27 protein-coding genes are annotated in these 25,053 nt (G+C 72.7%); 15 read left to right on the top strand and 12 right to left on the bottom strand.

Features of this window, described 5'->3' with window-relative positions; translation table 11 throughout:
- Window positions 1–8 precede the first annotated feature (8 nt).
- Window positions 9–911, top strand: coding sequence for a hypothetical protein (locus E1285_RS20690; protein ID WP_132154484.1), 903 nt, complete (start codon window positions 9–11; stop codon window positions 909–911).
- A 259-nt stretch (window positions 912–1,170) separates the two neighbouring features.
- Window positions 1,171–1,824, top strand: a complete 654-nt coding sequence (locus E1285_RS47470) for a nucleoside triphosphate pyrophosphohydrolase (RefSeq protein ID WP_243722940.1) — start codon at window positions 1,171–1,173, stop codon at window positions 1,822–1,824.
- Window positions 1,825–1,836: 12 nt separating this feature from the next.
- On the opposite strand, the gene E1285_RS20675 is transcribed toward E1285_RS47470, so the two are convergent.
- Complete coding sequence (locus E1285_RS20675) at window positions 1,837–2,676, bottom strand: winged helix-turn-helix transcriptional regulator (RefSeq protein WP_132154482.1); 840 nt, start codon at window positions 2,674–2,676, stop codon at window positions 1,837–1,839.
- Between the two features lie 86 nt (window positions 2,677–2,762).
- On the opposite strand from E1285_RS20675, the gene E1285_RS20670 reads away from it, so the two are divergent.
- The gene (locus E1285_RS20670) at window positions 2,763–3,461 is read left to right on the top strand and encodes an alpha/beta fold hydrolase (protein WP_132154480.1); all 699 of its coding nucleotides are present in this window, start codon (window positions 2,763–2,765) and stop codon (window positions 3,459–3,461) included.
- A gap of 45 nt (window positions 3,462–3,506) precedes the next feature.
- Here the strand turns inward: E1285_RS20670 and E1285_RS20665 are convergent, their stop codons facing one another.
- The 6 genes from E1285_RS20665 to E1285_RS20640 all read right to left on the bottom strand — a co-directional run bounded on the left by E1285_RS20665 (window position 3,507) and on the right by E1285_RS20640 (window position 9,234).
- Entirely contained in the window at window positions 3,507–4,640 is a 1,134-nt protein-coding gene (locus tag E1285_RS20665; RefSeq protein ID WP_132154478.1) for a HAMP domain-containing sensor histidine kinase, read from the bottom strand.
- Complete coding sequence (locus E1285_RS20660; RefSeq protein WP_132154476.1) at window positions 4,633–5,328, bottom strand: response regulator transcription factor; 696 nt, start codon at window positions 5,326–5,328, stop codon at window positions 4,633–4,635. The genes E1285_RS20665 and E1285_RS20660 overlap by 8 nt, the downstream gene beginning before the upstream one ends.
- 124 nt (window positions 5,329–5,452) lie before the next feature.
- Window positions 5,453–6,442 carry a D-alanine--D-alanine ligase gene (locus E1285_RS20655; RefSeq protein WP_132154474.1) on the bottom strand — a complete coding sequence of 330 codons (990 nt, stop codon included), beginning with the start codon at window positions 6,440–6,442 and terminating at the stop codon, window positions 5,453–5,455.
- 73 nt (window positions 6,443–6,515) lie between these two features.
- Window positions 6,516–7,646, bottom strand: a complete 1,131-nt coding sequence (alr, locus tag E1285_RS20650) for an alanine racemase (protein ID WP_132154472.1) — start codon at window positions 7,644–7,646, stop codon at window positions 6,516–6,518.
- On the bottom strand, window positions 7,643–8,350 hold the full coding sequence (locus E1285_RS20645) for a D-alanyl-D-alanine carboxypeptidase family protein (RefSeq protein WP_132154470.1): 708 nt from the start codon (window positions 8,348–8,350) through the stop codon (window positions 7,643–7,645). The genes alr and E1285_RS20645 overlap by 4 nt, the downstream gene beginning before the upstream one ends.
- Window positions 8,351–8,532: 182 nt before the next feature.
- Window positions 8,533–9,234: a TetR/AcrR family transcriptional regulator gene (locus E1285_RS20640; RefSeq protein ID WP_207946696.1), complete on the bottom strand. Its 702-nt coding sequence runs from the start codon at window positions 9,232–9,234 to the stop codon at window positions 8,533–8,535.
- 81 nt (window positions 9,235–9,315) lie between these two features.
- Here E1285_RS20640 and E1285_RS20635 point away from each other — a divergent pair, with 81 nt between their 5' ends.
- Window positions 9,316–10,212 (top strand): TIGR03620 family F420-dependent LLM class oxidoreductase, encoded by an 897-nt coding sequence (locus tag E1285_RS20635; RefSeq protein ID WP_132154468.1) that lies wholly within the window; start codon window positions 9,316–9,318, stop codon window positions 10,210–10,212.
- A gap of 120 nt (window positions 10,213–10,332) precedes the next feature.
- Here E1285_RS20635 and E1285_RS20630 read toward each other — a convergent pair whose 3' ends face one another.
- Both E1285_RS20630 and E1285_RS20625 read right to left on the bottom strand, forming a co-directional pair.
- Window positions 10,333–10,989, bottom strand: coding sequence for a response regulator transcription factor (locus E1285_RS20630; protein WP_165966687.1), 657 nt, complete (start codon window positions 10,987–10,989; stop codon window positions 10,333–10,335).
- A gap of 7 nt (window positions 10,990–10,996) precedes the next feature.
- The gene (locus E1285_RS20625) at window positions 10,997–12,136 is read right to left on the bottom strand and encodes a sensor histidine kinase (RefSeq protein ID WP_207946695.1); all 1,140 of its coding nucleotides are present in this window, start codon (window positions 12,134–12,136) and stop codon (window positions 10,997–10,999) included.
- Between the two features lie 158 nt (window positions 12,137–12,294).
- Here E1285_RS20625 and E1285_RS20620 point away from each other — a divergent pair, with 158 nt between their 5' ends.
- Both E1285_RS20620 and E1285_RS20615 read left to right on the top strand, forming a co-directional pair.
- A complete protein-coding gene (locus E1285_RS20620; RefSeq protein ID WP_132154466.1) occupies window positions 12,295–13,236 on the top strand; it encodes an ATP-binding cassette domain-containing protein in 942 nt (313 codons plus the stop codon).
- Window positions 13,233–14,012 carry an ABC transporter permease subunit gene (locus E1285_RS20615; protein ID WP_132154464.1) on the top strand — a complete coding sequence of 260 codons (780 nt, stop codon included), beginning with the start codon at window positions 13,233–13,235 and terminating at the stop codon, window positions 14,010–14,012. The genes E1285_RS20620 and E1285_RS20615 overlap by 4 nt, the downstream gene beginning before the upstream one ends.
- Window positions 14,013–14,082: 70 nt before the next feature.
- On the opposite strand, the gene E1285_RS20610 is transcribed toward E1285_RS20615, so the two are convergent.
- Window positions 14,083–14,391, bottom strand: a complete 309-nt coding sequence (locus tag E1285_RS20610; protein ID WP_132154462.1) for a heavy-metal-associated domain-containing protein — start codon at window positions 14,389–14,391, stop codon at window positions 14,083–14,085.
- Window positions 14,392–15,020: 629 nt separating this feature from the next.
- Here E1285_RS20610 and E1285_RS20605 point away from each other — a divergent pair.
- Window positions 15,021–15,887 (top strand): helix-turn-helix transcriptional regulator, encoded by an 867-nt coding sequence (locus E1285_RS20605; protein WP_132154504.1) that lies wholly within the window; start codon window positions 15,021–15,023, stop codon window positions 15,885–15,887.
- A 21-nt stretch (window positions 15,888–15,908) separates the two neighbouring features.
- Here E1285_RS20605 and paaI read toward each other — a convergent pair whose 3' ends face one another.
- A complete protein-coding gene (gene paaI / locus E1285_RS20600; protein WP_207946697.1) occupies window positions 15,909–16,340 on the bottom strand; it encodes a hydroxyphenylacetyl-CoA thioesterase PaaI in 432 nt (143 codons plus the stop codon).
- Between the two features lie 171 nt (window positions 16,341–16,511).
- Between paaI and E1285_RS20595 the strand changes: the two genes are divergently transcribed.
- From E1285_RS20595 to E1285_RS20565, 7 genes are all read left to right on the top strand, one after another.
- Complete coding sequence (locus E1285_RS20595; RefSeq protein ID WP_132154458.1) at window positions 16,512–16,913, top strand: nitroreductase family deazaflavin-dependent oxidoreductase; 402 nt, start codon at window positions 16,512–16,514, stop codon at window positions 16,911–16,913.
- Between the two features lie 97 nt (window positions 16,914–17,010).
- Window positions 17,011–18,084 (top strand): phosphotransferase, encoded by a 1,074-nt coding sequence (locus E1285_RS20590; protein WP_243722939.1) that lies wholly within the window; start codon window positions 17,011–17,013, stop codon window positions 18,082–18,084.
- 101 nt (window positions 18,085–18,185) lie between these two features.
- The gene (locus E1285_RS20585; protein WP_132154456.1) at window positions 18,186–19,052 is read left to right on the top strand and encodes an NAD(P)-dependent oxidoreductase; all 867 of its coding nucleotides are present in this window, start codon (window positions 18,186–18,188) and stop codon (window positions 19,050–19,052) included.
- A gap of 86 nt (window positions 19,053–19,138) precedes the next feature.
- Window positions 19,139–20,011: a hypothetical protein gene (locus E1285_RS20580; protein WP_132154454.1), complete on the top strand. Its 873-nt coding sequence runs from the start codon at window positions 19,139–19,141 to the stop codon at window positions 20,009–20,011.
- The gene (locus E1285_RS20575; RefSeq protein ID WP_132154452.1) at window positions 20,008–21,102 is read left to right on the top strand and encodes a hypothetical protein; all 1,095 of its coding nucleotides are present in this window, start codon (window positions 20,008–20,010) and stop codon (window positions 21,100–21,102) included. The genes E1285_RS20580 and E1285_RS20575 overlap by 4 nt, the downstream gene beginning before the upstream one ends.
- Before the next feature lie 7 nt (window positions 21,103–21,109).
- Window positions 21,110–22,582 carry a hypothetical protein gene (locus E1285_RS20570; RefSeq protein ID WP_132154450.1) on the top strand — a complete coding sequence of 491 codons (1,473 nt, stop codon included), beginning with the start codon at window positions 21,110–21,112 and terminating at the stop codon, window positions 22,580–22,582.
- Window positions 22,579–23,928 (top strand): AAA family ATPase, encoded by a 1,350-nt coding sequence (locus E1285_RS20565; RefSeq protein WP_243722938.1) that lies wholly within the window; start codon window positions 22,579–22,581, stop codon window positions 23,926–23,928. The genes E1285_RS20570 and E1285_RS20565 overlap by 4 nt, the downstream gene beginning before the upstream one ends.
- Here E1285_RS20565 and E1285_RS48205 read toward each other — a convergent pair.
- Window positions 23,925–24,047: a hypothetical protein gene (locus E1285_RS48205; protein ID WP_279510079.1), complete on the bottom strand. Its 123-nt coding sequence runs from the start codon at window positions 24,045–24,047 to the stop codon at window positions 23,925–23,927. The genes E1285_RS20565 and E1285_RS48205 overlap by 4 nt on opposite strands.
- A 195-nt stretch (window positions 24,048–24,242) precedes the next feature.
- Between E1285_RS48205 and E1285_RS20555 the strand changes: the two genes are divergently transcribed.
- Window positions 24,243–24,758 (top strand): hypothetical protein, encoded by a 516-nt coding sequence (locus E1285_RS20555; protein ID WP_132154446.1) that lies wholly within the window; start codon window positions 24,243–24,245, stop codon window positions 24,756–24,758.
- The last annotated feature ends 295 nt before the right edge of the window (window positions 24,759–25,053 follow it).

The following is a 25,053-nucleotide window of genomic DNA, read 5'->3' as shown; positions in this document are numbered from 1 at the left end:
AGGCCGCCATGCCCGTCACCATCACGGTTCCCGACGAGACGACAACCGGCTTCGTCATCGCCGCCGACCAGGACCCCGGCGACCTGTCGGCGGTCGTCCGGGAACGGCTCCCCGGCCCGTTCGCGGCTGCGGTATCGATGTGCCTGGGCACACCCCGCCTGGTCACGGCCTCCCATCGCGCCGCGGACTCACCGTGGGATCTGAGCGACGTCTCGGGCCCCGACGGGGAGGATGCGCAGCGAGCCCGGCAGGCCACCCGGCACATCGGCGTGACGTCCGTCCTGCCGGTCGGCGACCTCCCCTCGGGGCCGCATCTCGCGCGCGCCACCGCCAGGGCGATCGCCGAATCGCTGTGCGGCGTGCCCGTGGACCTCGCCCTGAACGAGGTCCTGCCCATCGTCCCCTTCGGACGCTTCGAGGAGTTCGTCCTCGCCGACCACTGGATCGGCGCATCCCTGCCGTCCTACCGGGACTCCGGCCGCTGCCCCGCCGAGGACGACTCCATCGACGGCTGCGCCTGCGTCGGGCTCACCACCCGCGGACTGCGCCGGTTCGGCCTGCCCGAACTGGAGATCACCGACGTCGCCTGCCCGCACGATCTGGCCGCGCTCAACGTCCTCCGCACGACCGCGCAGCGCCTGCTCCCGCTGGGCAGGCACCCGGGCGAGCACACCCTGCCCGCCGAACTGATGCTGACGAGCATCGACTTCGCCGCGTACTGGGGGCACCGCGACCCGATGTGGGACGACGGCCCCGTCCCGGTGCGCCTCGCCCAGGTGGCGCCCCGCCGCCTCCGCATCCGGCCGCCGGCCGCGTTCCCGGGCACCCTCAACGAATGGCTCTGGGACGAGCTCCCGCCCATCCTGCACGAACTTCTCAGCTGCGAACCCGACCAGGCCGTCCCCACCTGATTCAAGGGCGCGGACCTGTTCGGACTCCGGCTAGGACATGACGGAACCCCCGTCGACGCGGCGCGCACGTGCCGCTCCAGGCCTCCGGCGACGATCGGTGGAATGGAGGGCGATCGAAGCCCCGGGGCACCGGCGAAAGAGATGGGGGGACGTCGCTGCAAACGCGAAGCCTAGATCGGCCGTGCGGCCGGCGGTGGTTCCCGATGGGAATCGCGCGGGTCAGCGGAGGAACGTGGTCCTCGCAGTAGCGTCGGGCCGCATGGAGAGCGATCGAGCGCCCGGGGCGCTGGCGAAGGTGCTGGAGGACGTCGCGGCCGAGCGCGAAGCCCAGGACCGGATGTGGGGTCTCCAGGAGTTCCCTGACGGGAGCGGCCCGGAGTTCACCGAGCGCGCGGAGGAGGCCAAGCGAGAATGCGCCGCAGCATCGTCACAAGGACGGCTGACGTGGCGGCACATCCTGGCGGAGGAGTTCTTCGAGGCCCTCGCCGAATCCGATCCGGGCTGTCTGCGGACCGAACTGGTCCAGACGGCGGCGGTCGCGGTGAAGTGGATCCAGTCTCTCGACCGGCGGAACGGCACGGCCGGGCATCCGATCAAGGAAGGCGGTGGCCACACCGAAAAGCTCGTCCGCGATCGCATACCCGAGATCATCCGAGCCGCCGGACGGCTGCCGGAGACCCGCGTCGCAGGCCCGGACGAGCATGGCGCGCTGCTGCGCGCAAAGCTCTACGAGGAGGCCGGTGAGTATGCCGCGAGCGGAGATCCCGCCGAGCTTTCCGATCTGCTGGAGGTCGTTCACGCCCTCGCGGCACTTCACGGGATCACGCCGGTCGAGCTGGAGGAGCGGCGTGCAGCAAAGGCCGCCGAACGCGGCGGCTTCTCCGACCGCCTCGTCCTACGCCTGCCTCGGTGACTCGCAGCGCGGTCAGGAGGGGATGGAAGGCCGGGGGAAGCAAGCCAGGAAGCGGGTCGCGAGATCGGCGTCGCCTTCCAGCCGGATCGCCCCCGAACTCAGGGGCTCCGTCAGCGGACGGCCGCCGAACACCAGGCTGCGAAACGTCGCGACATCGGTGGTCAGCACGGCGTCGGCCCGAAGCGGAACGTCGACCCGAAGCGGAACGTCGGCCTGAAGCGGGGCCTCGGCCTGAAGCACGGCGTCGGCCCGAAGCGGAACGTCGGCCTGAGGCGCGGCGTCGGCCTGAGGCGCGGCGTCGGCACGAAGCGGGGCCTGAAGCGGGGCGTCGGCACGAAGCGCGGCGTCGGCCTGGAGCGCGGCGTCGGCGCGAGTGATGCGGAACTGCCCGGATTCGATCTCGGTCACGAAGAGATCGTGGTCGAAGCGGAGCGCCAGGCGGGCGCGCAGGCCCGAGGCGGCAGCGGGTTCGAACGTCGTCTTGAGCGCGAACATCATCGCGTCCACGCTCAGTTCGGCGGTACCCGACGGGTCGAGCGGGCTGCGGCCGCCCCACCTGGCGAGCGCGAACAGCACCGGTTCGAGGTCCCGGCCGCGCGGGGTCAGCTCGTACACCCGGGCGCTCGCCGGCGGCCCGAGTTCACGGTGCCGGACGATTCCGGACCCTTCCAGGTCACGCAGGCGCTGCGACAGGACGTTCTGGCTCATCCCGGCGAGGCCTCGGTGCAGCGCGGCGAACCTCTTCGGCCCGAGGAGCAGTTCACGGACGACCAGCAGCGCCCACCGTTCTCCCACGGCGTCGAGCGCCCGAGCGACACCGCACGGATCGGCGTACCTTCTGCGACCGGTCATACTAGGATAGTACGAATAACTCCTAAATTAGGAGCAAGGCAGCCGGGGCGGGCGACGGCGCTCCATGACCGCACAGGACGGTGAGCATGGCCACCTACGTACTGATCCCCGGAGCCGGCGGGCAGGCATGGTACTGGCACCGGCTCGTCCCGGAGCTGCGGGGACAAGGCCACGACGTCGTGGCCGTCGACCTCCCGGCCGGCGACGACTCGGCCGGTCTCCGCAGGTATGCCGACACGGTCGTCGAGGCGATCGGCGGTCGGACCGGCCTCATCCTCGTCGCGCAGTCCATGGGAGGCCTCACCGCCCCGCTCGTCTGCGACCGTATGCCGGTGGACCTGCTCGTCATGCTCAACGCCATGGCCCCGGTCCCCGGAGAGTCAGGCGGTGCCTGGTGGGAGAACACCGGCCAGGCGCAGGCCATGGCCGACCACGCGGCTCGCGAGGGGAGATCCGTCTCGGCGGAGTTCGATCCCAAGGAGGCCTTCTTCCATGACGTCCCGCCGGATGTGACGGCCGAGGCGTTCTCGCGGGAGGAGCCGCCGCAGTCGGCGACCCCGTTCGCGGAACCGTGGCCGCTCGACGCGTGGCCCGGCACCCCGACGGTGTTCCTGCAAGGACGAGACGACCGCTTCTTCCCTCTCGAGTTCCAGCGCCGGGTCGTCCGCGAACGCCTGGGCATCCCGGTCGACGACATGCCCGGCGGACACCTGGTCGCCCTCAGCCAACCCGAAGAACTAGCCGCACGCCTTGAGGTCTACAGGACCCGCACGACCTCCCGCTAGAGCTTCAGATCCCGGCCATCCGACCTCGAATTTCCGGTCGACGATCTAACGGGGCCCGTTCGGGGACGGTCCGTGCGGCGTGCCGGGAAGCCGGATCGTGACGCGGAGGCCTCCGGCGGGGCGAGGCGTGAGGTGGAGGGTCCCGTCGTGTGCTCGGACGATGCTGTGCACGATGGCCAGCCCGAGGCCGACGCCTGCGTGCTCGTCGGTGCGTATGCGTCGTGTTCCGCGCTGGAAAGGTTCCGTGAGGGTCGGTAGGAGTTCCGGGGGGAGCCGGTGGCCCGTGTTCTCGACCCGCAGCACGCTCGCATCGTGCTGCGACTCGGTGTGGACCGTTACGGTGCCGCCGGTGGGGATGTTGTGGACGATGGCGTTCTGGACGAGGTTGGTCACCATCCGCAGCAGCAGCGCCGCGGAGCCGAGGATCTGTGTTGTCTCGCCGGTGACGTCGAGTGCGATCTCGCGCTGTTCGGCGAGGGGAAGCAATGTCTCGGCGGCTTCTTCGGCGATGAGGGACAGGTCGACGGGCTCGCCGGTGAAGCTCTGGCGGTCGCCGCGACTGAGCAGCAGGAGGGCCTCGGTGAGGTCGATCGCCCGCGTGTTGACGGTGTGGAGGCGTTCGATGAGGTCGCTCCGGCCGTGTGTGGGGTCGTTGCGGGCGGCGTCGAGGAGTGTCTGCGAGACCGCCAGCGGGGTGCGCAGTTCGTGGGAGGCGTTGGCGGCGAACCGTTGCTGTTGGGTGACGTGGGATTCGAGTTGTTCGAGCATGGTGTCGAACACGTCGGCGAGTTCGCGGAATTCGTCTTCGCGGCCCTGCAGCCGGATTCGGTGGGACAGCGATCCGTTCGCGGTCTTCTGTGCCGCGTCCGCGATCCGGGTGAGGGGTGCGAGCATCCGGCCGGCGAGCATCCATCCTCCCAGGAGGCCGAACACCAGGAGGAAGGCCAGCGCCGTGGCCGCGGCGGGGGCGAAGCCGGTCAGGAGTTCGGCGCGGTCGGGCCCGGTGATGATGACCACGCCGTTGAACCGGTTCTTGTAGTGGTCGGGGTCGACATCGGGTAGCCAGCGCAGGACGAACACCCACACCACGGCCAGCAGGAGAGTGCCGGCGAGCAGGAGGAATCCGGCGTAGCTGAGGGTGAGTTTCAGCCGGGCGCTGAGGCCTGGGCGTCTATTCATCGGCACCGCCAGAGGGAACGGGGTCCCTGCCGGTGTCGATGCGGTAGCCGACGCCGGCCACCGTGGCGATCAGCCATGGTTCACCGAGTCGTTTGCGCAGGGCGGAGACGGTGATACGGACGGCGTTGGTGAACGGGTCGGCGTTGACGTCCCAGGCCCGCTCCAGTAGTTCCTCCGCGCTGACGACACCCCCCTCGGCGGCGACGAGGACTTCGAGCACGGCGAACTGCTTGCGGGTGAGCGCGACGTAGCGTCCGTCGCGGAAGACCTCCCGGCGGAAGGGGTCCAGCCGCAGGCCCGCGATCTCGCTGACCGGGGGGCGGGCGTGCGCGCGTCTGCGGTCCAGCGCCCTGAGCCGCATGACCAGCTCTCGAAGCTCGAACGGCTTGGTGAGGTAGTCGTCGGCGCCCAGTTCGAACCCGGAGGCCTTGTCGTCGATCCGGTCGGCGGCGGTCAGCATGAGGATCGGCACGCCGCTGCCCGAGGCGACGATCCGCCGGGCGATCTCATCGCCGGAGGGACCGGGAATGTCGCGGTCCAGGACCGCGAGGTCGTAGGGATTCACGGCGAGCAGTTCCAGAGCGGCGTCGCCGTCCCCGGCGATGTCGGCGGCGATCGCCTCCAGCCGGAGACCGTCACGCACGGCTTCGGCCAGGTAGGGCTCGTCCTCCACGATCAGCACACGCATACATGAAGCCTATGCAGCACGGCATATCGCCGGCATATGCGAACCCGGACGCGCCCCCGGCGCGGTGACGTGATCCTCCTCTGCCGTTCGGCGACGGCTCCCCGGCCTTCTCGGGCCCACCCGGTCATGGCCTCACGCTCGGGCCCCGGCCCGCGGGTCCGGGCACGACGGCAGAGTCGACCAGGCGCGCGACGAACCTGTCGTAGGGCAGCCCGGCCGCGGCGAACATTCTCGGTACCTGGGACTCGGCCGCCATTCCCGGCATGGTGTTGACTTCGTTGAGGACGGGTCCGTGGCCGGTGAGGAAGAAGTCGATGCGGGCGACACCGGCGCAGCCGAGCGCGTCGAACATCCGCAGCGCCGCCCCGGTCAGGGCGGCGCGGTCCGCGTCGCCGATGTCGGCGGGCACACAGAACCGGGCTGAACCGTCGTACTTCGACTGGGTGTCGAACAGGCCGTCGGCCTGGACCTCCAGCGGCGGCGACGCCCATCGACGGCCATCGGCCTCACGGATGACGGCCACATCGATCTCCCGCCCCGGGACGACGTCCTCGATCAGGATCCGGTCATCGAATCGCGCCGCACAGCGCAGCGCGTCGCGTAGCTGGGAGGCGTCCCGTGCCAGGGCGACACCGAAGCTCGATCCGGCCGAGGCCGGTTTCACCACCACATCGGTCTCGAACTCGATATCGGCGATCTCCGCCGCCGCCACCGTCCGGCCGGGAGCGGTGTGGATCCCGACGGCCTCCGCGACGAGCTTGGTCGCCCACTTGTCCATGCCGATGGCTCCGGCGCGCAGGCCCGAGCCGACCATCGGCGTGTGCGCCAGGGCGCACAACGCCGCGAGGGTCCCATCCTCGCCGGACGGGCCGTGGACCGCGGGGAAGACGACGTCGGCGCGCTCGATGACGCCCAGTGCCGCCGCCAGGGAACGACCGGCCCGCGCCCCGAGCGCATCCGCTCCCCGCCTCCACATCCCGTCGCGGCCGATGGTCAGCTCGTCAACGTCGAATCCACTGGACAGCAGCGCCCCCGCGACCGCTGTGGCAGTGGCCAGGGAGACGTCGTGCTCGGCGTTCTCCCCACCGCCGATCACCACGATTCGCCGCGTCACGCGGTGGTCCCTTTCACACGGTGCACGTGGTGCACCCCTCTCACCCGGTGCTCCTTCACGTAGTGCGCCCCTCTCACGCGGTGCTCCTTTTCACCCGCGAGCCGATGCCGGTGACGATGGTGTGCGGAATGGTCCCGGCCCAGCGGGCCCAGTCCCCGATGGTCGGGGTCGCGCCCCCATCCGGGCCGAACACGGTCGCGGACGTGCCGGCCGGGAAGGACGCGGCGCCGGTATCGATCACGATCTGGTCCATCGACACCCGCCCGGCGACCGGGAAGCGGCGCCCGCGGATCTCGACGCCGGCCCGGGGCGAGAGCTCTCGCGGGATCCCATCGGCGTATCCGACGGGAAGGACGCTCAGATGGGTGGCGCGCTCGGTGACATACGTGCCGGCGTAACCGACCGGCGTGCCGGCCGGGGCAGCCGTCGTGTGCACGATCGGCGCGGTCAGGCGGGACGCGCCGTGCATCTCCACGGTCCCGGAGGGATCGATGCCGACCAGTCCCGCTCCGACGCGGACCATGCAGAAATGCGTCGCCGGGTCGGTCAGCGCCCCCGACGTGGCGGCGAGATGAGCGAGCGGCGAACCGAGCCCGGCCGCCCGGACCGCCTGCTGCGCCTCGCGCATGCCGGCGACAGCCGGCGCGTTCGCCGCGGGGTCGGCCCGGTCGGCCAGCGCGAGATGCCCCATGACGCCCACGACGCGAACCCTCCGAGCCCGCTGACCACGCTGAGCGAGGCCGATCAGCTCGTCCCACTCCCCGCGGGGGCAGCCACCGCGGGACATTCCGGTGTCCACGTGCAGATGGACCCGCACCGTCGGCGCGGTTCGCGCAAGGAGCGCGCCGAGTTCGTCCACCGACCCGACCGCGACATCGGCCCTGGCGGCGGCCGCCGCCTCGGCGTCGATCCCGGAGGGGTGCAGCCAGGTGAGGATCGGCACCGCCAGCCCCGCGGCACGCAACGCGGAAGCCTCCGCGACACTCGTCGTCCCGAGCCACCCGGCACCGGCGGCGACGGCGGCCTTGGCGACCGTGGCGGCGCCGTGGCCGTAACCGTCGGCTTTGACGACGGCCATGATCGTGCTCGGTGTCCGCGCACGGACCTTGGCCACGTTCCCGGTCACGGCCACCGGCAGCGTCTGCAAGGCCGGCGGCCGGAGGGCACCTGACCGGCGCTGAAGCGTGACCGGCGCCCGGTTCACGCCTGCGTCCTCGGGTCCGCCGCCGGATCCGCGCCCATCGGCGGGCGATCGCCACCGGTGGTACCGGGGCGCCGTTCGCCGTGCCAGGGCTCATCGCCATGGACGCGGCACGGCCCGTACGCGGCGCCGCGCTCGGACGGCCGAGCCGCGGCGCCCGGATGCGGCAGCCGGACCGGCTCGGCCGTGCGGTATTCGAAGTGCCACCACTCGTTGCCGTAGACGCGGTAGAGCCCGTACCGCCCACCGTGCCGTTCGAGCCACCGCGCGCCCTCGGTCGGCCGGACGTCCAGCGCGAGCCCCCGCACGTGGCTGGACTCCTCCGGTGGCAGCGCCCGGCGCCGCGCCGCGGACACCGAGCCGGTGCGCCGCACCTCCGCGATGAAGATCCGGTGCTGTTCCGCCGCGTCGCGGTGCCCCGAGGTGAGGCCGATGAGCTGCCCGTCGCGCCAGAAGGCCTCGGCCCGCGCGTGCGTGAACGCCGCCAGCGTTTCCGGTGCCAGCCCGCGGAGGTCCTCGGCGGGGAAGCGCAGGCCCAGCGCCCATTGGCAGGCCAGGAAGCGGGCGCGGCCCGGTGCGCGGCAGAAGGCGATCGGCACCAGCAGCGCCGCGACGAGCCGGGTGACGGTCGCGAGGGTCGCCGGACTGGCGAGCGCGTTCCCGCGCCTACGACCGGCCGACGCCGACAGTGATGCTCTGTGGTTCATGCCTCCACTGAAAACGGACGGCCGTTGCGGCGGCGTATGCGGATTTCGATACGCCCGCGATACACCGAATCCGAATCCCCGGCATCAAGGGACCGGCGCAAGCCGACGGTGAGGAGCCCCCCGGGGGTCCGGGGGCTGCGCGGAGGTTCCGGTCTGGGCTTTGGACTCCGTCCGGGGCGGGTTCAGTTGGGTTTCGTGCGGCGGCGGTGGGCCTTCTGGCGGCAGGACGGGCTGCAGAAGCGGGCCGGGCGGCCGGTGGGGGCCGGGACCAGGGGCGTCGCGCAGACCGCGCACCGGGTTTCGTTACGCGACGCACTTTCGTTGCGTTTCGTTGCGGGACGGAGTGCGTCGCAGGCCAGGGCGGTCATGCGGCCGGGCCGGCCCAGAGGGCGGCGGAGGCGTTCCATGAGCATGCAGCCGACCATGAGTGTCCGGACCTCCTGGACGGTCACGTCAGGACGTACCGCACCGGCGTCCTGGGCTCGGCGGAGCAGGACATCGAGGGCGCGTGTGAATTCCTGGTCCTGGTTCTTGGTGTCGAAACCTCCCACGTCCACGGCGAGCGCGTCGCAGATGGCGTGGTTGGACATCGCGCGCTCGACGCTCGACATGAGGAAGCCGTAGAAGGCGTCCGCCGGGTCGTCCGCGTCCTGAAGGGCGTGCGCCTCCTCCACGATGCGGTCGATGCGGTCGGCGACCACGGCCTGGAACAAGGCCTCCTTGGTGGGGAAGTTGCGGTAGACCGTCCCGGCTCCGACGCCGGCGCGGCGGGCGATGTCGTCGAGCGGGACCAGGCGGCCGTCCGCGGCGAACGCCTCGAACGCGGCCTGGAGGATGCGGTCGCGGTTCCGGCGGGCGTCGGCGCGCTGCGGCTGGCCGCTCACGGGATCTCCTTCGTTGACAAACGGGTCGTGCGTTCCGGTACTGTCCTAAGCGGATTGTACGTTCCAAATATAGGAGGGCCGATGACGGCGGTGGACGAGGCGAGGAAGAGGCTCGGCCGGATCGGAGCCGGCCTCATGACGCCGATCGCTCCCGCGGATGAGTGGCGGCGCGCGGCCGGGCGTGTGGAGGAGGCCGGCTACGGCTCGATCTGGGTGAACGAGGCCATCGGGGGCCGGGAGGTGTTCACGCAGTTGAGCGTGCTGGCGTCCGCGACCGAGCGGATCGTCCTCGGATCGGCGATCGCGAACCTGTGGGCACGGCATCCCGCCACCATGCAGGGCGCGGCCTCGGTGCTGGCCGACGCCCATCCGGGACGGTTCGCGCTCGGGGTGGGCGTCAGCATGGGCGCGGTCGTCGAGCAGAGCGGGCAGAAGTGGACGAGCCCCATGGCCCGGACGCGCGAGTACCTCGACGGGATGGACGCCGCGGTGGACGCCGCGCCCGTACCCGAGGTGCCCTTCCCCCGGCTCCTGGCGGCGCTGGGGCCGAAGATGCAGGGCTTGGCTCGGGAGAAGGCCGACGGCGCCCTGCCCGCCATGATGCCCGTCGAGCACACCAGGTCCGCCAGGGAGCGGCTCGGCCCGGACAAGCTCCTCGTCGTCATGCAGACCGCGATCCTTGAGACGGACCCGGAGACGGCGCGCGGGATCGCACGGCAGACGCAGATACTCGGCATGCCCGGCTCGCCGTACACCCGATCGCTCCAGAGCCTGGGCTACGGGGACGCCGACCTGGCCGGCGGCGGATCGGACGAGGTCGTCGACGCCTGTTTCAACTGGGGCGACGAAACCGCCATCCGGACGAGGATCCAGGACCACCTCGACGCGGGCGCCGACCATGTGTGCGTCTCCGTGTTCACCCCGGACCTGGCATCGTCCGCCGACCAGTTCGAGCGCCTCGCACCCGCCCTCCTGTGAACATTCCAACCGCTGGTTGCCCGCGTTCCCTCCGGTCGTGACCGCCCCTGCCGCGTCCTGGGACGCCACTCGGTCGTGCGATGGCGCGAGCCCGCACGCGGGCGGGTCCCGCGGCGGGGGTCAGCGGGGGCGGACGAGGCCGGTCTCGTACGCGGCGATGACGAGCTGGGCCCGGTCGCGGGCGTGGAGTTTGGCGAGCAGGTGGCCGATGTGGGTCTTGACCGTGGCGGGGCTCAGGTGGAGGTGCTCGGCGAGTTCGGTGTTGGACAGGCCGCGGGCGATGAGGGCGAGGACCTCGCGCTCGCGGTCGGTGACGCCGTCCAGGCCGGGGGGCGGGGGCTGGACGGGCCCGGGGCGCCGGACGAACTCGGTGATCAGGCGCCGGGTCACGGAGGGCGCGAGCAGGGACTCGCCGGAGGCGACGACCTGGATCGCCGACAGCAGGTCGGCGGGCGGGGTGTCCTTGAGCAGGAAGCCGCTGGCCCCCGCCCGCAGCGCCGAGTAGACGTAGGAGTCCAGGTCGAAGGTCGTGAGGATCAGGACGCGGACGCCGGGGAGGTCGCGGCAGATCCGCCGGGTCGCCTCGATGCCGTCCATCTCGGGCATCCGGACGTCCATGAGGACGAGGTCGGGGCGTTCGCGTCCGGCCAGTTCGACGGCCTCGGCGCCGGTGCCGGCCTCGCCGACGGTGCGCAGGCCGGGCGCGGTGTCGATGAGGACGCGGAAGCTGCCGCGCAGCAGGGCCTGGTCGTCGGCGACGAGAACGCGCAGTTCCACGGGCTTCCTAGGGTTCGTACGGGAAGGCGGCCGAGACGGCGAAACCGCCTTCGGGACGAGGTCCGGCGGTGAAGTCGCCGCCGTACATCATGACGCGTTCCCGCATGCCGATGAGCCCGTGCCCGCCTCCTCCGGGAAGGACGCGCACGCCGGGGCCGTCGTCGGTGACGTCGATGCGCACGCGGAACCCGTCGGCCTGGAGGCGGACGAGGCAGCGGGCGGGGGCGGCATGCTTGACGACGTTGGTGACCGCCTCCTGGACGATGCGGTAGGCGGAGAGGGCGACGCCTTCGGGGAGTTCTCCTGTGTCCACCTCCAGGTCGACGTGGACGCCGGCCATGGCGGCCCGTTCGGCGAGTCCGGTCAGGTCGGCCAGGCCCGGGGACGGGGTGAGGGCGGTGTCGGCGCCGCCAGTCCGCAGCACGCCCAGGAGGTGGCGCATCTCGGCCAGGGAGCCGCGGCTCGTCGTCTCGATGACGCGGAGGGCGTCGAGGGCCTCCTGGGGGCGGGCCTCGGCGACGTGGACGGCGACGCCGGCCTTGACGGCGATCAGGCTCATGCTGTGCGCGACGACGTCGTGGAGTTCGCGGGCGATGCGGAGCCGTTCGTCCGAAACCGCCCGGTCGGCGAGCTGCCGGGCGGAGCGGGCCGTGTCCGCGCGGCGCTCGCGGACGACGCGGCCGAGGGCCCAGGACGCGCCGAGGACGGCGAGGCCGAGCAGCAGCCGTCCGGTGAATTCGGCCTGCCAGTTCACGGGGCCGGCGATCGCGCCGGCGAGGATGACGACGCCGCTGACCGCGCCGATCAGCGGCGTCGGTACCCAGCGGCGGCGGCCGCGGGTGATCGCGACGATGTAGAGGGCGAAGGCCGCGCCGGCGAAGGAGTCCCAGGGCAGGCCGAGGAGGAGCGTCAGGGTGGAGGCGCAAAGGACGGCGAGGAAGGCGGGGACGGGCCACAGGCGCCGGACCGCGAGCGGCAGCCCGGTCGCGGCGGCGAGCGGCACTGCGAGGGCCGCCGAGACGCCGGTGTCGTGGGGCAGGACCAGCAGACCGAGCGTGTAGAGGACCGCGGCCCCGGCGTCCAGCCCGATCAGGCGGCGCCGGCCGAGCCGTCTGAGGAGCGGGGAGCGCACCGCGGGATCTTCCACGTCATCGAAGGTAGCGGGCCGATCGGGGCGGGCGCCTCGTGCCGGCGGGCGTCATACCTGGGGCGGAGGCGTCGCGGTGGTCTCGGAGCACGGTCGCACGCGGGGCTCCCGACCGGGTTCCGATGTGCGGAGGGGCCGTCCCGTAGGACGGTCGACGCATGATCGAGGTACGTGAGCTGACCAAGCGCTACGGCGCGACGACCGCGGTGGACCGCCTGTCGTTCGCGGTGAGGCCGGGCGCGGTGACCGGGTTCCTCGGGCCGAACGGGGCCGGGAAGTCGACGACGATGCGCATCCTGCTGGGCCTGGACGCGGCGGCGTCCGGCGAGGCGCTGGTGAACGGGGGCCGGTACCCGGCGCTGCGGCGGCCGATGCGGGAGGTGGGGGCGTTGCTGGACGCGTCCGCCGTGCACGGGGGACGCCGGGCGTTCGACCATCTGGGCTGGCTGGCGCGCAGCAACGGGATCGCGGCACGGCGCGTGACGGAGGTCCTGGAGCAGGTGGGCCTGGCCGGGGTGGCGCGCAAGCGGGTCGGCGGGTTCTCGCTCGGGATGAGGCAGCGGCTCGGGATCGCGGGGGCGCTGCTGGGCGATCCGGGGGTGCTCATGTTCGACGAGCCGGTGAACGGGCTGGACCCGGACGGCGTCCGCTGGATCCGGGAGCTGACGCGGGCACTGGCCGCCGAGGGGCGGACCGTGCTGGTCTCCAGCCATCTGATGAGCGAGATGGAGCTGACCGCCGACCGGTTGATCATCATCGGGCGGGGGCGGCTGATCGCCGACACGTCGGTGCGGGAGCTGGCGGACCGGTTCGAACGCGGGATCCTCGTCCGTTCCCCGCGTCCGGCCGACCTGACCGCGGTGCTCGCCGCGGCGGGAGGCGGTGTCGAGTGCGTGCCCGGCGGCACCCTGGTGGTCACCGGGCTGGATGTCGCCGCCATCGGCGACATGGCCGCGGAGAAGGGCATCCCGCTGTACGGGGTGACGCCGCGGAGCGCCTCGCTGGAGGACGCCTACATGGAGCTGACCGCCGGCAGCGCCGAGTTCGGGGCGCGCCCAGAGCAAGCAGGCCGGCTCGCTCGGGAAGGCGGGATGTGGTGACCGACGCGCTCGCGGCCGAATGGTGGAAGCTGCGCTCGGTCCGCTCGACCTACTGGGTTCTCGCGGCGACGGCCGCGTTCGTCCTGGTCGTCCTGCTGCTGGCGTTCCAGATGGCCCACGTATGGGACGGTCTGTCCGACGAGCGCCGCGAGGACCTGCTGCTGCGCCCGCTGCAGGAGCTCGGCGGGTGGGGCGCGGGGCTCTGCCTGGGGGTGCTCGGCGTCCTGTCCGTCACGTCCGAGTACCGCACCGGCATGATCCGGACCACGTTCGCGGTGCTCCCCCGCCGCCGGACGGTCCTCGCGGCCAAGGCGGCGGTGATCGGGACGGTCGCCCTCGTCGCGGGGGAGGTCGTGACGATCGGCTCGTTCCTCGGGACGCGGCTCGTGGTCGGCGACCGGGCGTTCCCGGATCAGGGCACGTCCATCGCGCAGGAGTTGCCGAGCTTCGCCATCTCAGGGACGTCGGTGCCGATGTTCGCGCTGCTCGGCCTGGCGCTGGGCGTGCTGCTGCGGTCGACGGCCGGGGCGCTCGTCTCGGTCGTCTTCCTGTGGCACATCCTGCCGTTGCTGGTCTTCCAGCTGCCGGAGCCGTGGAGCGAGCGGATCGGGTCGGTGGTGCCCGGGGCTCTGCCCGCCCAGGCCGCAGGGCTCGGTGCGGACGATTCCGTCTACGGCGATCTGCTGTCGCCGGGCGCGGCGGCGGCCATGATGGCGGCGTACGCGCTCGTACCGCTGGGGTTCGCCGCGTTCGCGCTCACTCGCCGGGACGCCTGACCGGGCCCCGGGGGACGAGCGGCGGCGTCCCCGTGCGGGGCGCCGCCGTTCGACCATGCGCGGCTCGTTCTCAGCTCGCCCGGAGTGAGGACGTCCGGATCGCCAGACGCTCGCGGAGCATGTCGATGGCCTCGTCGATGCGCGGTGCGGCGGCCTGGGCGCGCACGCGGCGGCCGTCGATGTCGGCGACGGCCTGGGCCAGCGCCGGGCGCGGCAGCGACGCGTCGGCCACGACGCTCAGCGTGACCTGGACGGAGGTGACGCCCTCGGCGCCCTTCAGCGCGGTCCGGACGGCGCGTTCCGCCGCCGAGCGCTCGTGCGCCGTGACATCACCCGAGGTCAGGAACCGGACCTCTGGTCGTTCCCGTGTCGCGTTCATGACTCCCCCATACATGGTGTGGCGGTCGCCCCTCGTGAGCGGTGGGGCCCGATCGCTTCTCTCACCACTCAACGCCGGACGCATCCCAGACCACACCCGCGCCGGACGAGAGCTTCATCACGCGGCCGGAATCCGCGCGGCCGGGGGGCGGGGCGCTCTGGCATGATCTGCGCGGCGGCATGTCCCGGAAATTCACCGAAATGGAGGACGGTCGTTGTGCGAGCGTCACACGACGGTCGCGCGGAATGACCGGTCGGGATTGGTCGTCCGAACCGCTGGAGAAGACCGGGCAATTCATACGCCAACGGTGCCCCAGGCACCACGGAAATGACCGCCCGGCCAGTGTCGGGTGTCACCGCAGTGCCACGTTCCGCAGCGGTCCGGCCACCGACCGCACTGGTCACAGGCCGTACGCACCGGCCCTGGGGCAGGTCCTCGCGTGCGTTCACCTCGGTACCGCACGATTCCAGGCGGATGGGTTTTTCATACTTCCCAAAAACCCGTCGGCATCCTCTAACATAGGGCGGTGCCGACTCACCCCCGAGCAGACCCGTCGACTGGCTGGTGACCCCTTGTCCCAGGATTCAGCTGCCCCAACACCTCCGTCCGAAGGTGATCCGGCCGGACGGCTGATCGATTATCCCCGCCGCGGCGGACCGACCGTCCTGCGCATTCTGCTCGGCGCACAACTGCGCCGCCTCCGGGAGGAATGCGGGATCTCCACCGAGCAGGCGGGCTACGAGATCCGCGGCTCGCATTCCAAAATCAGCAGGATGGAACTCGGCCGGGTCGGATTCAAGGAACGCGACGTCGCCGACCTGCTCACCCTGTACGGCGTCGCCGGCCCCGCCGAGCGCGCACCGCTGCTGGAGCTGGCCAGGGAGGCCAACACCCCCGGATGGTGGCACCGGTACGGGGATGTCCTCCCCAGCTGGTTCGAGGTGTATCTCGGCTTGGAGGAGGCGGCCTCGCTCCTGCGCACCTACGAGCTGCAGTTCGTCCCCGGGCTGCTGCAGACCGAGGACTACGCGCGCGCCGTCGTCCGGCTCGGATTCTCCGACGCGGCCGAGGACGAGGTCGAGCGGCGGGTGCAGCTCCGCACGATCCGGCAGGAGCGGTTCACCTCGCCGGGCGCGCCGACCTTGTGGGCCGTCGTGGACGAGGCGGTCGTCCGCCGTCCGCTCGGCGGCCGCGACGTCATGCGGCGCCAGATCGAGCACCTGATCGAGGCGTCCGAGCTGCCCAACGTCACCCTGCAGATCGTGCCGTTCGGCGCGGGCGGGCACGCCGCGGCGGGCGGCCCCTTCACCATCCTGCGGTTCGCCGAGCCCGGCCTGTCCGACGTCGTCTACCTGGAGCAGCTCACCAGCGCGCTCTACCTCGACAAGCCGACGGACGTCGATACCTACATGCGCGCCATGAACAACCTCTGCATCACCGCAGCGCGCCCCGACGACACCCCGAACCAGCTCACCCGGATCCTCAACGACCTCTGACCCGCGACCCGGTCTCACGGTCTAGGAGCCGGGACCGTCGAGGACGCGCTGGTCGCGGCTGCGGCTTCCGCCGCGGAACTCGGCCACGACCTCGCCGTCCACGGCCTCGCCCTCCGCGGCACGGCGGCCCTCCACGACACGGCGCACCGTCACGTCGTAGATCCCGCTGCGGCCGTAGCGGGTGCGTTCCACGGCGGCCGCCTCCAGGACGTCCCCGGTGCGGGCCGGCGCGACGAAGACGACGTCGGCGGACGCCGCGACCGTCACGGCGTCATGGGTGTTGCACGCGTAGGCGAACGCGGAGTCGGCCAGAAGGAACACGTAGCCGCCGTGGGCGATGCCGTGGCCGTTCACCATGGTGTCGCCGATCGTCATCCGCAGCCGTGCCGTTCCAGGCGCGATCTCGGTGATCCGCATCCCGAGGTCCTGCGCCACCTTGTCCCGTGCGTACATGGTCTCGGCGCATCGCCGCGCCACCTCAGCCGCGTCGTCCACCCGCCCAGGGTATTGAACGTCCGGAATCAGAGGCGATCGGCGGGGAAGGGCATGCATGGTTCGGAGGTTATGGAGACGGCCGCGCCGGGACGGTGCGGCCGGTGCTGAGCCTGGACGAAGGAGAGGGCCATGCTGTTCGGTAAGGAGCACGTCGCGCGGTACCAGGAGACCGACGGCGAAGTAGGGCACGACTGGCAGGGAACCGTCACCCTGCTGCTGACCACGACCGGGCGCCGCAGCGGGAAGGAGCGCACGACACCGCTCATCTACCAGCCCGAAGGCGACGCGTACGTGATCGTGGCGTCCTTGGGCGGCGCGGACGACAACCCCCTCTGGTACGAGAACCTCCGGGCGAACCCGGAGGTGAAGGTCCAGGTGAAGGGAGACAAGTTCACCGCGCGGGCACGCACCGCGACGCCCGAGGAGAAGCCCGCGCTGTGGCGGAAGATGGCCGCCGTCTGGCCCGCGTACGACGAGTACCAGCAGAAGACGACCCGGAACATTCCCGTGGTCGTGCTCGAACGCGCCTGAGCCGCGCCGTTCCCTTTCGCGGGACGGGCGGGACGTGTAGCGTCGCCGTAGAACATTCATTCGACCACCCGCCGTCCGACGCAGCCGAGGTGCCGAGGTGCCGACGTCACACAGCGCTGACACCGAGACCGGTGCCGGCAGCGAACCGCCGCCGCGGCTGCTGAGGCGCTGGGAGATCGGCGCACCGGACGGCGCGGGCCCGCTCGATGCCGGGCCCGGCCGCCGGTGCTGGCGCGTCGACACGGCCGGCGGCGCGTACTTCCTGAAGGAGTACGCCGAACCCGACCGGCGCCGCCTGCTGTTCCAGCACGCCGTGACCACCGCGCTGGACGAGGCCGGTCTCCCGGTCCTCGCGCCGGTGCCGGCGCGTGGCGGCCGGACGCTGGTCACCGCCGCGGGACGCGGCTACGCCCTGTACCCGTGGGTCGGCGGCCGGGGCCGCGGTGGGCTGGAGTTGACGTTCGTCCAGTGCGAGGGCCTCGGCGAGCTGCTCGGGCGGCTGCACGCGGCGCTCGACGGGCTGACGCCGCCGGTGCAGCAGAGCCTGCTGGTGCCGACGCCGCGCGCCGCGGACGCGGCGGCCGCCGTCGACGCGATGCTCCAGGACGTTCCGGACGGCGGCGGAACCGACTTCGACGCGCTGACCGGGCGCCGGCTGCGGGAGCGGCGCGGGCTGCTGACCGAGTTCGCCGACCATCAGCCGCCGGAGATCGAGGTGAGCACGGTCGGCCATCTGCACGGCTCGTTCCACGCGGGGCACCTGCGTTACGGCGGCTCCGGCAACGTGACCGCCGTCCTCGGCTGGAACGGGCTGGCGACCGGCCCGGTCGCCGGGGAGGTCGTGCGGGCGGCGGCGCGGCTGTTCGCGTGCGAGGACGAGCGCGGGCTCGACCTCGACCGGGTCCAGGCGTTCGTGCGCGGCCACCGGTCGGCGTTCCCGCTGGACGCGGGGCAGATCCAGTCGGCGGTGCACCGCGAGTGGTGGGAGCGGCTCTGCGACGTCGCACCGCTGCGGAACCGGTATCTGGGAGAGGACGGAGCCGGCGAGCGCGGTTCGGCCGCCCTGGTGAACTGGTGGTCGGCCCAGCTGGACGGCACCCTGGACGCGTTCGCGGCCCCCTACGGCGCCGTGTACGCGGACGCGCCGGGCGACAGTCCCGCCTACGGCTGACCTCGCACGTTCCGTGCGTTCCCGGGTAGGTACAGCGGCGCCGATCACCACGTGACCGGCGTCCCGCACCAGGCCGTCGTAAACGAATCGGAGGGGGAATCATGACATCGGCCGCGATGCTCGGCACGGGGATCATGGGGGCGGCGATGGCCCGCACCCTGCTCAGGGAAGGTCACCGGGTCACGGTGTGGAACCGCACCCGGTCACGCGCGGAACCGCTCGCGGCCGACGGCGCGGCCGTGGCCGGCTCCCCCGCCGAGGCCGCCGCCGGGGCCGAGGTGGTCATCACGATGCTGGACGGCGGCGAGACGGCCCTGTCTGTCATGAGGGACGCGTCGCCGTCCCTGCGGCCGGGGCAGGTCTGGGCGCAGATGGGCACGGTCGGCGTCGAGTCCGTGCCCCGGCTCGCCGCTTTCGCCGCCGAGCAGGGGCTCACGTTCGTCGACGCGCCCGTCCAGGGGACGAAGCAGCCCGCCGAGCGGGGGAGGCTCGTGGTCCTCGCGGCCGGGCCGCGGAACGCGCGGACCGTCCTGGAGCCGGTCTTCGACGCGGTCGGCAGCCGGACGGTGTGGCTGGACGAGGACGGAGCGAGCGGCGCGGGCACCCGCCTCAAGCTCGCGGCGGTGAGCTACGCCATCTCGCTCACCGCCGTCGTCGCCGAGTCGGTCGCGCTGACCGAGGGCCTCGGGCTCGACCCCGCCCTGCTCGGCGAGGTCCTGACCGGCGGCCCGCTCGACAGCGCCTACCTGCAGGTCAAGATGAAGGCGATGCTCGCCGGGGACTTCGAGCCGAGCTTCGCCGTCCGCAACGCGGAGAAGAACACCCGGCTGATCCACGAGTCGGCCGAGTCGGCGGGCATCCGCGTCGACGTGAACGACGCGGCGGGCGCCCGGTTCCGCCGCGTCATCGACCAGGGACACGGCGACGAGGACATGGCCGCCACCTACCGCGCGAGCTTCTCCACCTGACCCTCGCCGGGACGCCGGACGCCCCTGGGAGGTCACAAAACTGGAAAACACTGGAACTGTCCGGAAGTACCTGTACTGTCTGCCGCATGTCCCGGTCCCCCGGCGTCCCGACCCCCGACGAGCTGGAGACGCGCATCACCGAGCTGCGCGCCGCCGTCCGGCGGGCGGTTTCGTCCGGTGACCGGCGGGAGGCCCGCGAGCTGCGCGCCGAGTTGCGCGGAACCGAGCAGGCCTGGGACGACGCCGTCCTCGGTGACGGCGGCGCCACCGGCGGCCGTGAAGCCACCGCCGCCGGCGGCCGTGAAGCCGGGGGACGCGAGCGCGGAGAGCAGCGCGGGCTGCTGCCCGTCCGCGACCAGGTCCACCAGGCGCTCACGCTGCTCGGCGCACCGGCCGCGCCCAAGCTGATCGGGTCGGTGTACGCCGCGTTCTTCCCCGGCGCGATCCCGGGGAGCCGGCTGACGAGCCTGCGCCGCGACGAGGAACGCTCCTTCCGGACCGCCCCGTACGCGCGCCCCTACTACCTGTGCGCCGCGCTGACCGCCGATCTGCTCGCGCCGGCCCGCGGGCTGCTCACCGTGAGCACCTGGCCGCTGGAGCAGCGGATCGTGGGCCCGCTGAGCCCGCGGACCGACTTCCTGACGTCCGCGTGCCGGCTGGCCGAACAGGCGGGCCGCGGCGACCCGCAGCCCGACGTGCAGCGGCTCCTGTGGCGTTTCGCGTCCAACATTCCGGGGGCGGTCGCCGGTACGGTCGGTACCGTCGATCCGGCCGTGCTCGCCGAGGCGGCCCGGGCGGAACTGGACGTGCACCGGGAGACCGACCGGCGCGGGCGCGCGTCCGCCGCCGGGCGCGCCAGGACACAGCTCGACGACGCGGAACTGCTGTTCGGCAGCCGGCTCCGGGCCCTGCGAGACACCGGACGGCGACCCGCCGGCATTGGAGAGACGGACAGATGACCGAGACCGCGCCGGACCTGGACCGGCTGCGCGGCGGCGCTCCCCCGCGCAATCACGACGCCCGCACGATCGCCGCGCTGACGTCCAATCCCGGCTGCGCCCGCCGCGGGGTGATGGACGCGGCGGGCGTCGACAAGGACGCGGTGGCGCGGGAGCTGGGGTTCCCCGCCCCGTTCGGGCAGTCGCAGTTCGCGATCACGCGCGGGAACGCGTTCGAGGCGCAGGTGAAGGCGGACGGGTGCGCGGAGCTGCTGACGCTGCTGCGCGAGCGCCTCGGCCTCGACGTCCCCGAGGTCGCCTACGACGACCTGGAGGTCGTCGCGGGCAACGAGGGCCGGGAGCTGCGGCATTCGCGGACGCGCCGGCTGGTCGCCCGCGCGCTGGAGACCGGTGACGGCACGCTGTTCGACCACCCGCTGCTGCGGCTCGACATCGCCGGGACGCTCGCCTACCTGGAACCGGACGTGATCGCGTTCCAGCTCGCGGGCCGGCTGCACGTCATCGAGATCAAGTCGTTCGCCGTGGTGGACGGGCAGGCCGAGCCCGAGCAGGTCGCCGCGGCTGCACGGCAGTCGGCGGTGTACGTGCTGGCGCTGCGCCGGCTGGTCGCCGAGCTGGGGCACGATCCCGGACGCGTGTCGCACGAGGTGTTCCTCGTCTGCCCGGAGAACTTCTCCAACCGGCCGACTGCGACGCCGCTGGACGTGCGGCCGCAGCTCGCCGTGCTGGAGCGCCAGCTCGCCCGCCTCACCCGCATCGACGAGATCCTGGCTGCGCTGCCCGGCGACCTGACGTTCGAGCCCGGAGAGGGGCTCGCCGAGTCGGTCCGCACGGTCGAGGCACGGTACGCGCCCGAGTGCATGTCGGGCTGCGAGATGGCGCTGTTCTGCCGGGACGAGGCGCGCGCGTGCGGCTCGACCGGTGCGCTCGGCCGGTCCGTCCGCGACGACCTCGGCGGCGTCGACAGCGTCGGGACGGCGCTCGCGCTGGCGGACGGGTCGCTCACCCCGTCCGACGACCTGGCGGAGACGGCCGCACAGCTGCGCGCCGCGGCCCGCCTCCGCGCCGAGGCACTGGGGGGAGTCGCGTGATCGGTACATGAGTGCGCTGTCGTCGCTCGCGCGGCTGGAGGCGGCGGCCGCGGGGGTCGCGCGTCCGCTGGCCACGGTGCGGCACTGCCATGTGCCGGACGCGCCGCTGGTGCTCGTCCCGTTGCGGCTGGCCGGTGAGGCCGCCGCGCCGCTGGCCGCGATGATCGGGAGCGCGCCGGAGGACGCGACGCTGCTGGTGGTGCCGCAGCCGCGCAACCGGGACCTGCGGTTCGCGTTCGCGGCCGATCTCGCCAAGCTCGTCCTGAACCACATTGAGACGAGCCGGGGCGCGGTGGAGGAGCTGCCGCCCGGCAAGGAGGGCGAGGAGCGGATCCGGTACGAGGACGCGCCGCAGCTGCTCGTCCCGAACCGGGGCGGTGTCGCGTTCCTGCGGATGATGGGGCGGTCGACGCGGTTCCGCAGCACGGAGGGGCCGTACGCGGTGGACCCGGCGGTGCCGGTGCTCGGCCGGTGGCTGACGTGGTTCGCCGACCGCTACGACCATCCCGGGTCGTCGCTGCTCGGCGCCATGACGGAGCTGCTCCGGCTGCACTGGGCGACGGGCCAGAGCTCGCTGGAGGACGGCAACCTCGCGGCCCTGATGGGCTGGATCGACCCGCCCGGCGGGCTCGACGGCCCGGCCGCGGCGGCGCGTGCCGAGGATCCGGTGGCGTGCCCGCCGGCGGGACCGGCGACGGATCCGACGTTCGACAACGAGATCCTCGCCCCGGCGATCGCCGCCTTCGACCGGGCGGGGCCCGGCTCCCGCGCCGAGGAGCGGCTGCGCGTCGCGGTCGCGAGCCAGCTCACCCCGACCTGGGACCTGATGTGGCGGGCCGCCGGGCTGCTGCGGGCGCTGCCCGAGGGCGCGAGCGTGCCGAAGCGCTGGGAGCGTGACCGCGACGCGTTCACGTACTACCACCAGACGTTCGGCGAGGCCTATCCGCAGGCGCGCCGCGACCCGCCCGTCCGCGCGGCGCGGCGGCTGCACGACCTCGAACGCGCCCAGGACGCCTACGACGCGCAGCGGGCGTTCGACGACCCCCTCGTCATGGCCGAGCACCGGCTCGCGGGCCAGGCGTTCGGCGGGGTGGTCACCGACTGCGACCCGGCCCGGCTGGACGAGACGGGCAAGCGGCCGAAGCTCCGCCCGCACCTGCGGGTCGGGACGCGGGACCCGCTGCGGCTCGACGCCGGGACGACCGTGTGCAGCGCGGCGCGCCCGGCGCTCAAGGGAAGGATCGTGGAGATCGCCGACGGCGCCGTGCTCCTGGAGCTGACCGGCGGGATGGGCCGCAAGCTGACGCCCGAGCCCGGCGTCGTCCCCGAGGTGGGCGACCGGGTGTGCTTCACGTCGCTGACCGACGGCGCGTTCGGCGCGGCGAAGTTCCCCGACCGGGAGGACACGCCGTGGACGCACGGCGGGCCGCCCGGAGAGTACGTACCGACGAACGAGGACGCCGAAGAGGAATGGTCGTGACCGAGACCGCGGGCCGCCGCCTGACGCCGGTGACGGCGGACGATCTGGACCCCTCCGAAGCGGCGGCGCGGGTCGTCGACGGCGTGCTGGCCGATCTCGGCGGCGGGCACCGAGGCGTGGTGGTCGACTCCCCGCCGGGCGCCGGGAAGTCCACCCTCGTCGTCCGCGCGGCCGCCCACCTGGCCGCGGCGGGCGAGCGCCTGATGATCGTGGCGCAGACGAACGAGCAGGTCGACGACCTCATCGAGCGCATCGCCGGCAAGCACCCGGAGGTCACGCTCGGGCGGCTGTCGGCGTCGGGGTACGTCCCGTCCGACCGCGTCGCGGCGTATCCGGCGGTACGGGTCGCGCAGAAGGCCGGCGACCTCGCCGAGCACACCATCGTGATCGCCACCGCGGCCAAGTGGGCGACGCTTTCGGACGGGTCGTGGCCGTGGGCGATCGTGGACGAGGCGTACCAGATGCGCTCGGACATGCTGCTGCGCATCGCCGGCCGTTTCCAGCGGGCCCTGTTCGTGGGCGACCCCGGGCAGCTCGACCCGTTCTCCACGGTCGAGGTCGAGCGCTGGGCGGGCCTGGCGTGGGACCCGATGCGCAGCGCCGTGTCGGTGCTGCTGGCGCACAACCCGGACCTGCCCGTCCACCGGCTCCCCGTGTCGTGGCGGCTGCCCGCGTCGGCCGCGCCGGTCGTGTCGGAGGCGTTCTACCCGTTCACCGGGTTCCGCGCCGGGACGGGCCCCGGCGACCGGCGGCTGGAGTTCGGGGCACGCGGCATGGGCACCACCTACGACCAGGCGCTCGAAGAGGCCGCGGCCACCGGCTGGGGCCTCTACGAACTGCCCGCCCGGCACACGCTGCGCACCGACGCCGAGGCCGTCCAGGCGACGGCGGCGCTCGCCGTCCGGCTCCTCCAGCGCGGGCCCGTCGCGCACTCGGAGCTGGGGTCGAGCCCCGTCGACGCGGCGCGCGTCGCGGTCGGCGCGGCCCACCGCGACCAGGTCACGGCGATCCGCGCGGCGCTCGGCCCGCACGGCGACGGCATCACCGTCGACACCGCCAACCGGCTCCAGGGCCGCGAGTACGACGTGACGGTCATGCTGCACCCCCTGTCGGGGCGCCGCGACGCCACGGCCTTCCACCTGGAGTCGGGGCGCCTGTGCGTGCTGGCGTCCCGGCACCGGCACGCGTGCGTCGTGGTGGCGCGGGCGGGCATCCCCGAGCTGCTGGACGCGCACCCGTCCGCCGAGCCGGTGCATCTGGGCGTGCCGGTGAAGTTCCCCGACGGCTGGGAGGCCAACCAGTCCGTCCTCGCCCACCTGTCCCGCCACCGCGTCCCGGCGGGCTAGGCCGGCCCCGCGGTCGCGGCCCAGCGGCCGTGCCGCCGGGTGATCGTGATCGGATGGCCGAAGCACTCGCTCACCAGCTCGGTCGTGAGGACCTCGCCCGCCGGTCCGGACGCGAGCACCCCGCCGTCCCGCAGCAGCAGCGCGTGGCCGGTGGTGGCGGGCAGTTCCTCCAGGTGGTGCGTGACGCTGCCGGGATCACCGGGACGGCGGCGTCGAGAAGATCTTCAACATATCCGAGATCGCGCCGCCCGGTACGAGGGAGCCCCTCGGACGGATACGGTGAGAGCCGGTGCCTCAGCGATCAGGGGAGGGACATGGAGGACATCGGCTTCATGTGCGCTCGCTGCGGTGGCGAAGTGCACGACGTCACGCACAACCGCGAGGGCTCCCTCGACGGCGTGGGCTACCGCCACAACCGGCGGGTGGAACCGTGGGACCACGAGCTGGAACTCGCCGTCGGTGAACCCGTCCCGCAGGACCCCGGCTGCGACTTCTGCGGCGCCTCCGGGCCGAGCTGGCTCTACTACCCCACGCTGGACCCCGAGGACACCGACATGTTCGAGGTCGAGCTGGACACCACGCACCTGTCGGACGACGACACCGCCGTCGCCGTCCTCAACATGCTCTACCCCTGGTACGCGTGCGACACGTGCTCGGTCCTCGTCGCCGACCGCAACGTCGACGTCCTCATCGACCGCGCCCTCGACCGCACCCCGGTCCTCGAAGACGGCCCCGTGGACGAGGAGACCGTCCGCGCACGCCTCCAGGGCTCCCTCTCGGTCTTCTTCACCACCCGGCCGGGCCGCCCCCAGCCCTCTCGCGCTGTGTAGTTTGTAGTTCCCTTGGCGTCGGGCCCTGGGGGCCCTCCTTCGGCGGGAACTACTGTGCGATCGCTGCATCGCTCCGGCTCGCCTTGCGGCTCGCTGCGCGATCAGGTTTCTCGCAGGCTCGAAACCTGCCTTCGGACGCGATCGCGACGGTCTTGGTTGTTGCGGGGTTGCGGTGGAGGCCGAGGTTTGTTGCGAACCGTGCCGTCGCTCCGGTGATCAGGGGCGGCCTTCGGACGTGATCGTGACGGTTGGGCCGTTGTGCGGGCGGTGTTGTGCCTGTGTGGCGAGGGGGCGG

It is taken from the genome of Actinomadura sp. 7K507, from assembly GCF_004348425.1.
In the GTDB taxonomy this organism is placed as follows: Bacteria; Actinomycetota; Actinomycetes; order Streptosporangiales; family Streptosporangiaceae; genus Spirillospora.
Note: the sequence above shows the minus strand (reverse complement) of the source record. Positions and strands in the feature narration are given on the sequence as shown.

Bases quoted from the DNA above. Each gene is read 5' to 3' on its own strand.
- E1285_RS20570 (WP_132154450.1), top strand. From the start codon at position 21,110: ATGAGTGCGCTGTCGTCGCTCGCGCGGCTGGAGGCGGCGGCCGCGGGG.
- E1285_RS20670 (WP_132154480.1), top strand. From the start codon at position 2,763: ATGGCCACCTACGTACTGATCCCCGGAGCCGGCGGGCAGGCATGGTAC.
- E1285_RS20635 (WP_132154468.1), top strand. From the start codon at position 9,316: ATGACGGCGGTGGACGAGGCGAGGAAGAGGCTCGGCCGGATCGGAGCC.
- E1285_RS20575 (WP_132154452.1), top strand. From the start codon at position 20,008: ATGACCGAGACCGCGCCGGACCTGGACCGGCTGCGCGGCGGCGCTCCC.
- paaI (WP_207946697.1), bottom strand. From the start codon at position 16,340: ATGTACGCACGGGACAAGGTGGCGCAGGACCTCGGGATGCGGATCACC.
- E1285_RS20660 (WP_132154476.1), bottom strand. From the start codon at position 5,328: ATGCGTGTGCTGATCGTGGAGGACGAGCCCTACCTGGCCGAAGCCGTG.
- E1285_RS20585 (WP_132154456.1), top strand. From the start codon at position 18,186: ATGACATCGGCCGCGATGCTCGGCACGGGGATCATGGGGGCGGCGATG.
- E1285_RS20580 (WP_132154454.1), top strand. From the start codon at position 19,139: ATGTCCCGGTCCCCCGGCGTCCCGACCCCCGACGAGCTGGAGACGCGC.
- E1285_RS20595 (WP_132154458.1), top strand. From the start codon at position 16,512: ATGCTGTTCGGTAAGGAGCACGTCGCGCGGTACCAGGAGACCGACGGC.
- E1285_RS20610 (WP_132154462.1), bottom strand. From the start codon at position 14,391: ATGAACGCGACACGGGAACGACCAGAGGTCCGGTTCCTGACCTCGGGT.
- E1285_RS20665 (WP_132154478.1), bottom strand. From the start codon at position 4,640: ATGAATAGACGCCCAGGCCTCAGCGCCCGGCTGAAACTCACCCTCAGC.
- E1285_RS47470 (WP_243722940.1), top strand. From the start codon at position 1,171: ATGGAGAGCGATCGAGCGCCCGGGGCGCTGGCGAAGGTGCTGGAGGAC.
- E1285_RS20555 (WP_132154446.1), top strand. From the start codon at position 24,243: ATGGAGGACATCGGCTTCATGTGCGCTCGCTGCGGTGGCGAAGTGCAC.
- E1285_RS20690 (WP_132154484.1), top strand. From the start codon at position 9: ATGCCCGTCACCATCACGGTTCCCGACGAGACGACAACCGGCTTCGTC.
- E1285_RS20645 (WP_132154470.1), bottom strand. From the start codon at position 8,350: ATGAACCACAGAGCATCACTGTCGGCGTCGGCCGGTCGTAGGCGCGGG.
- E1285_RS20620 (WP_132154466.1), top strand. From the start codon at position 12,295: ATGATCGAGGTACGTGAGCTGACCAAGCGCTACGGCGCGACGACCGCG.
- E1285_RS20675 (WP_132154482.1), bottom strand. From the start codon at position 2,676: ATGACCGGTCGCAGAAGGTACGCCGATCCGTGCGGTGTCGCTCGGGCG.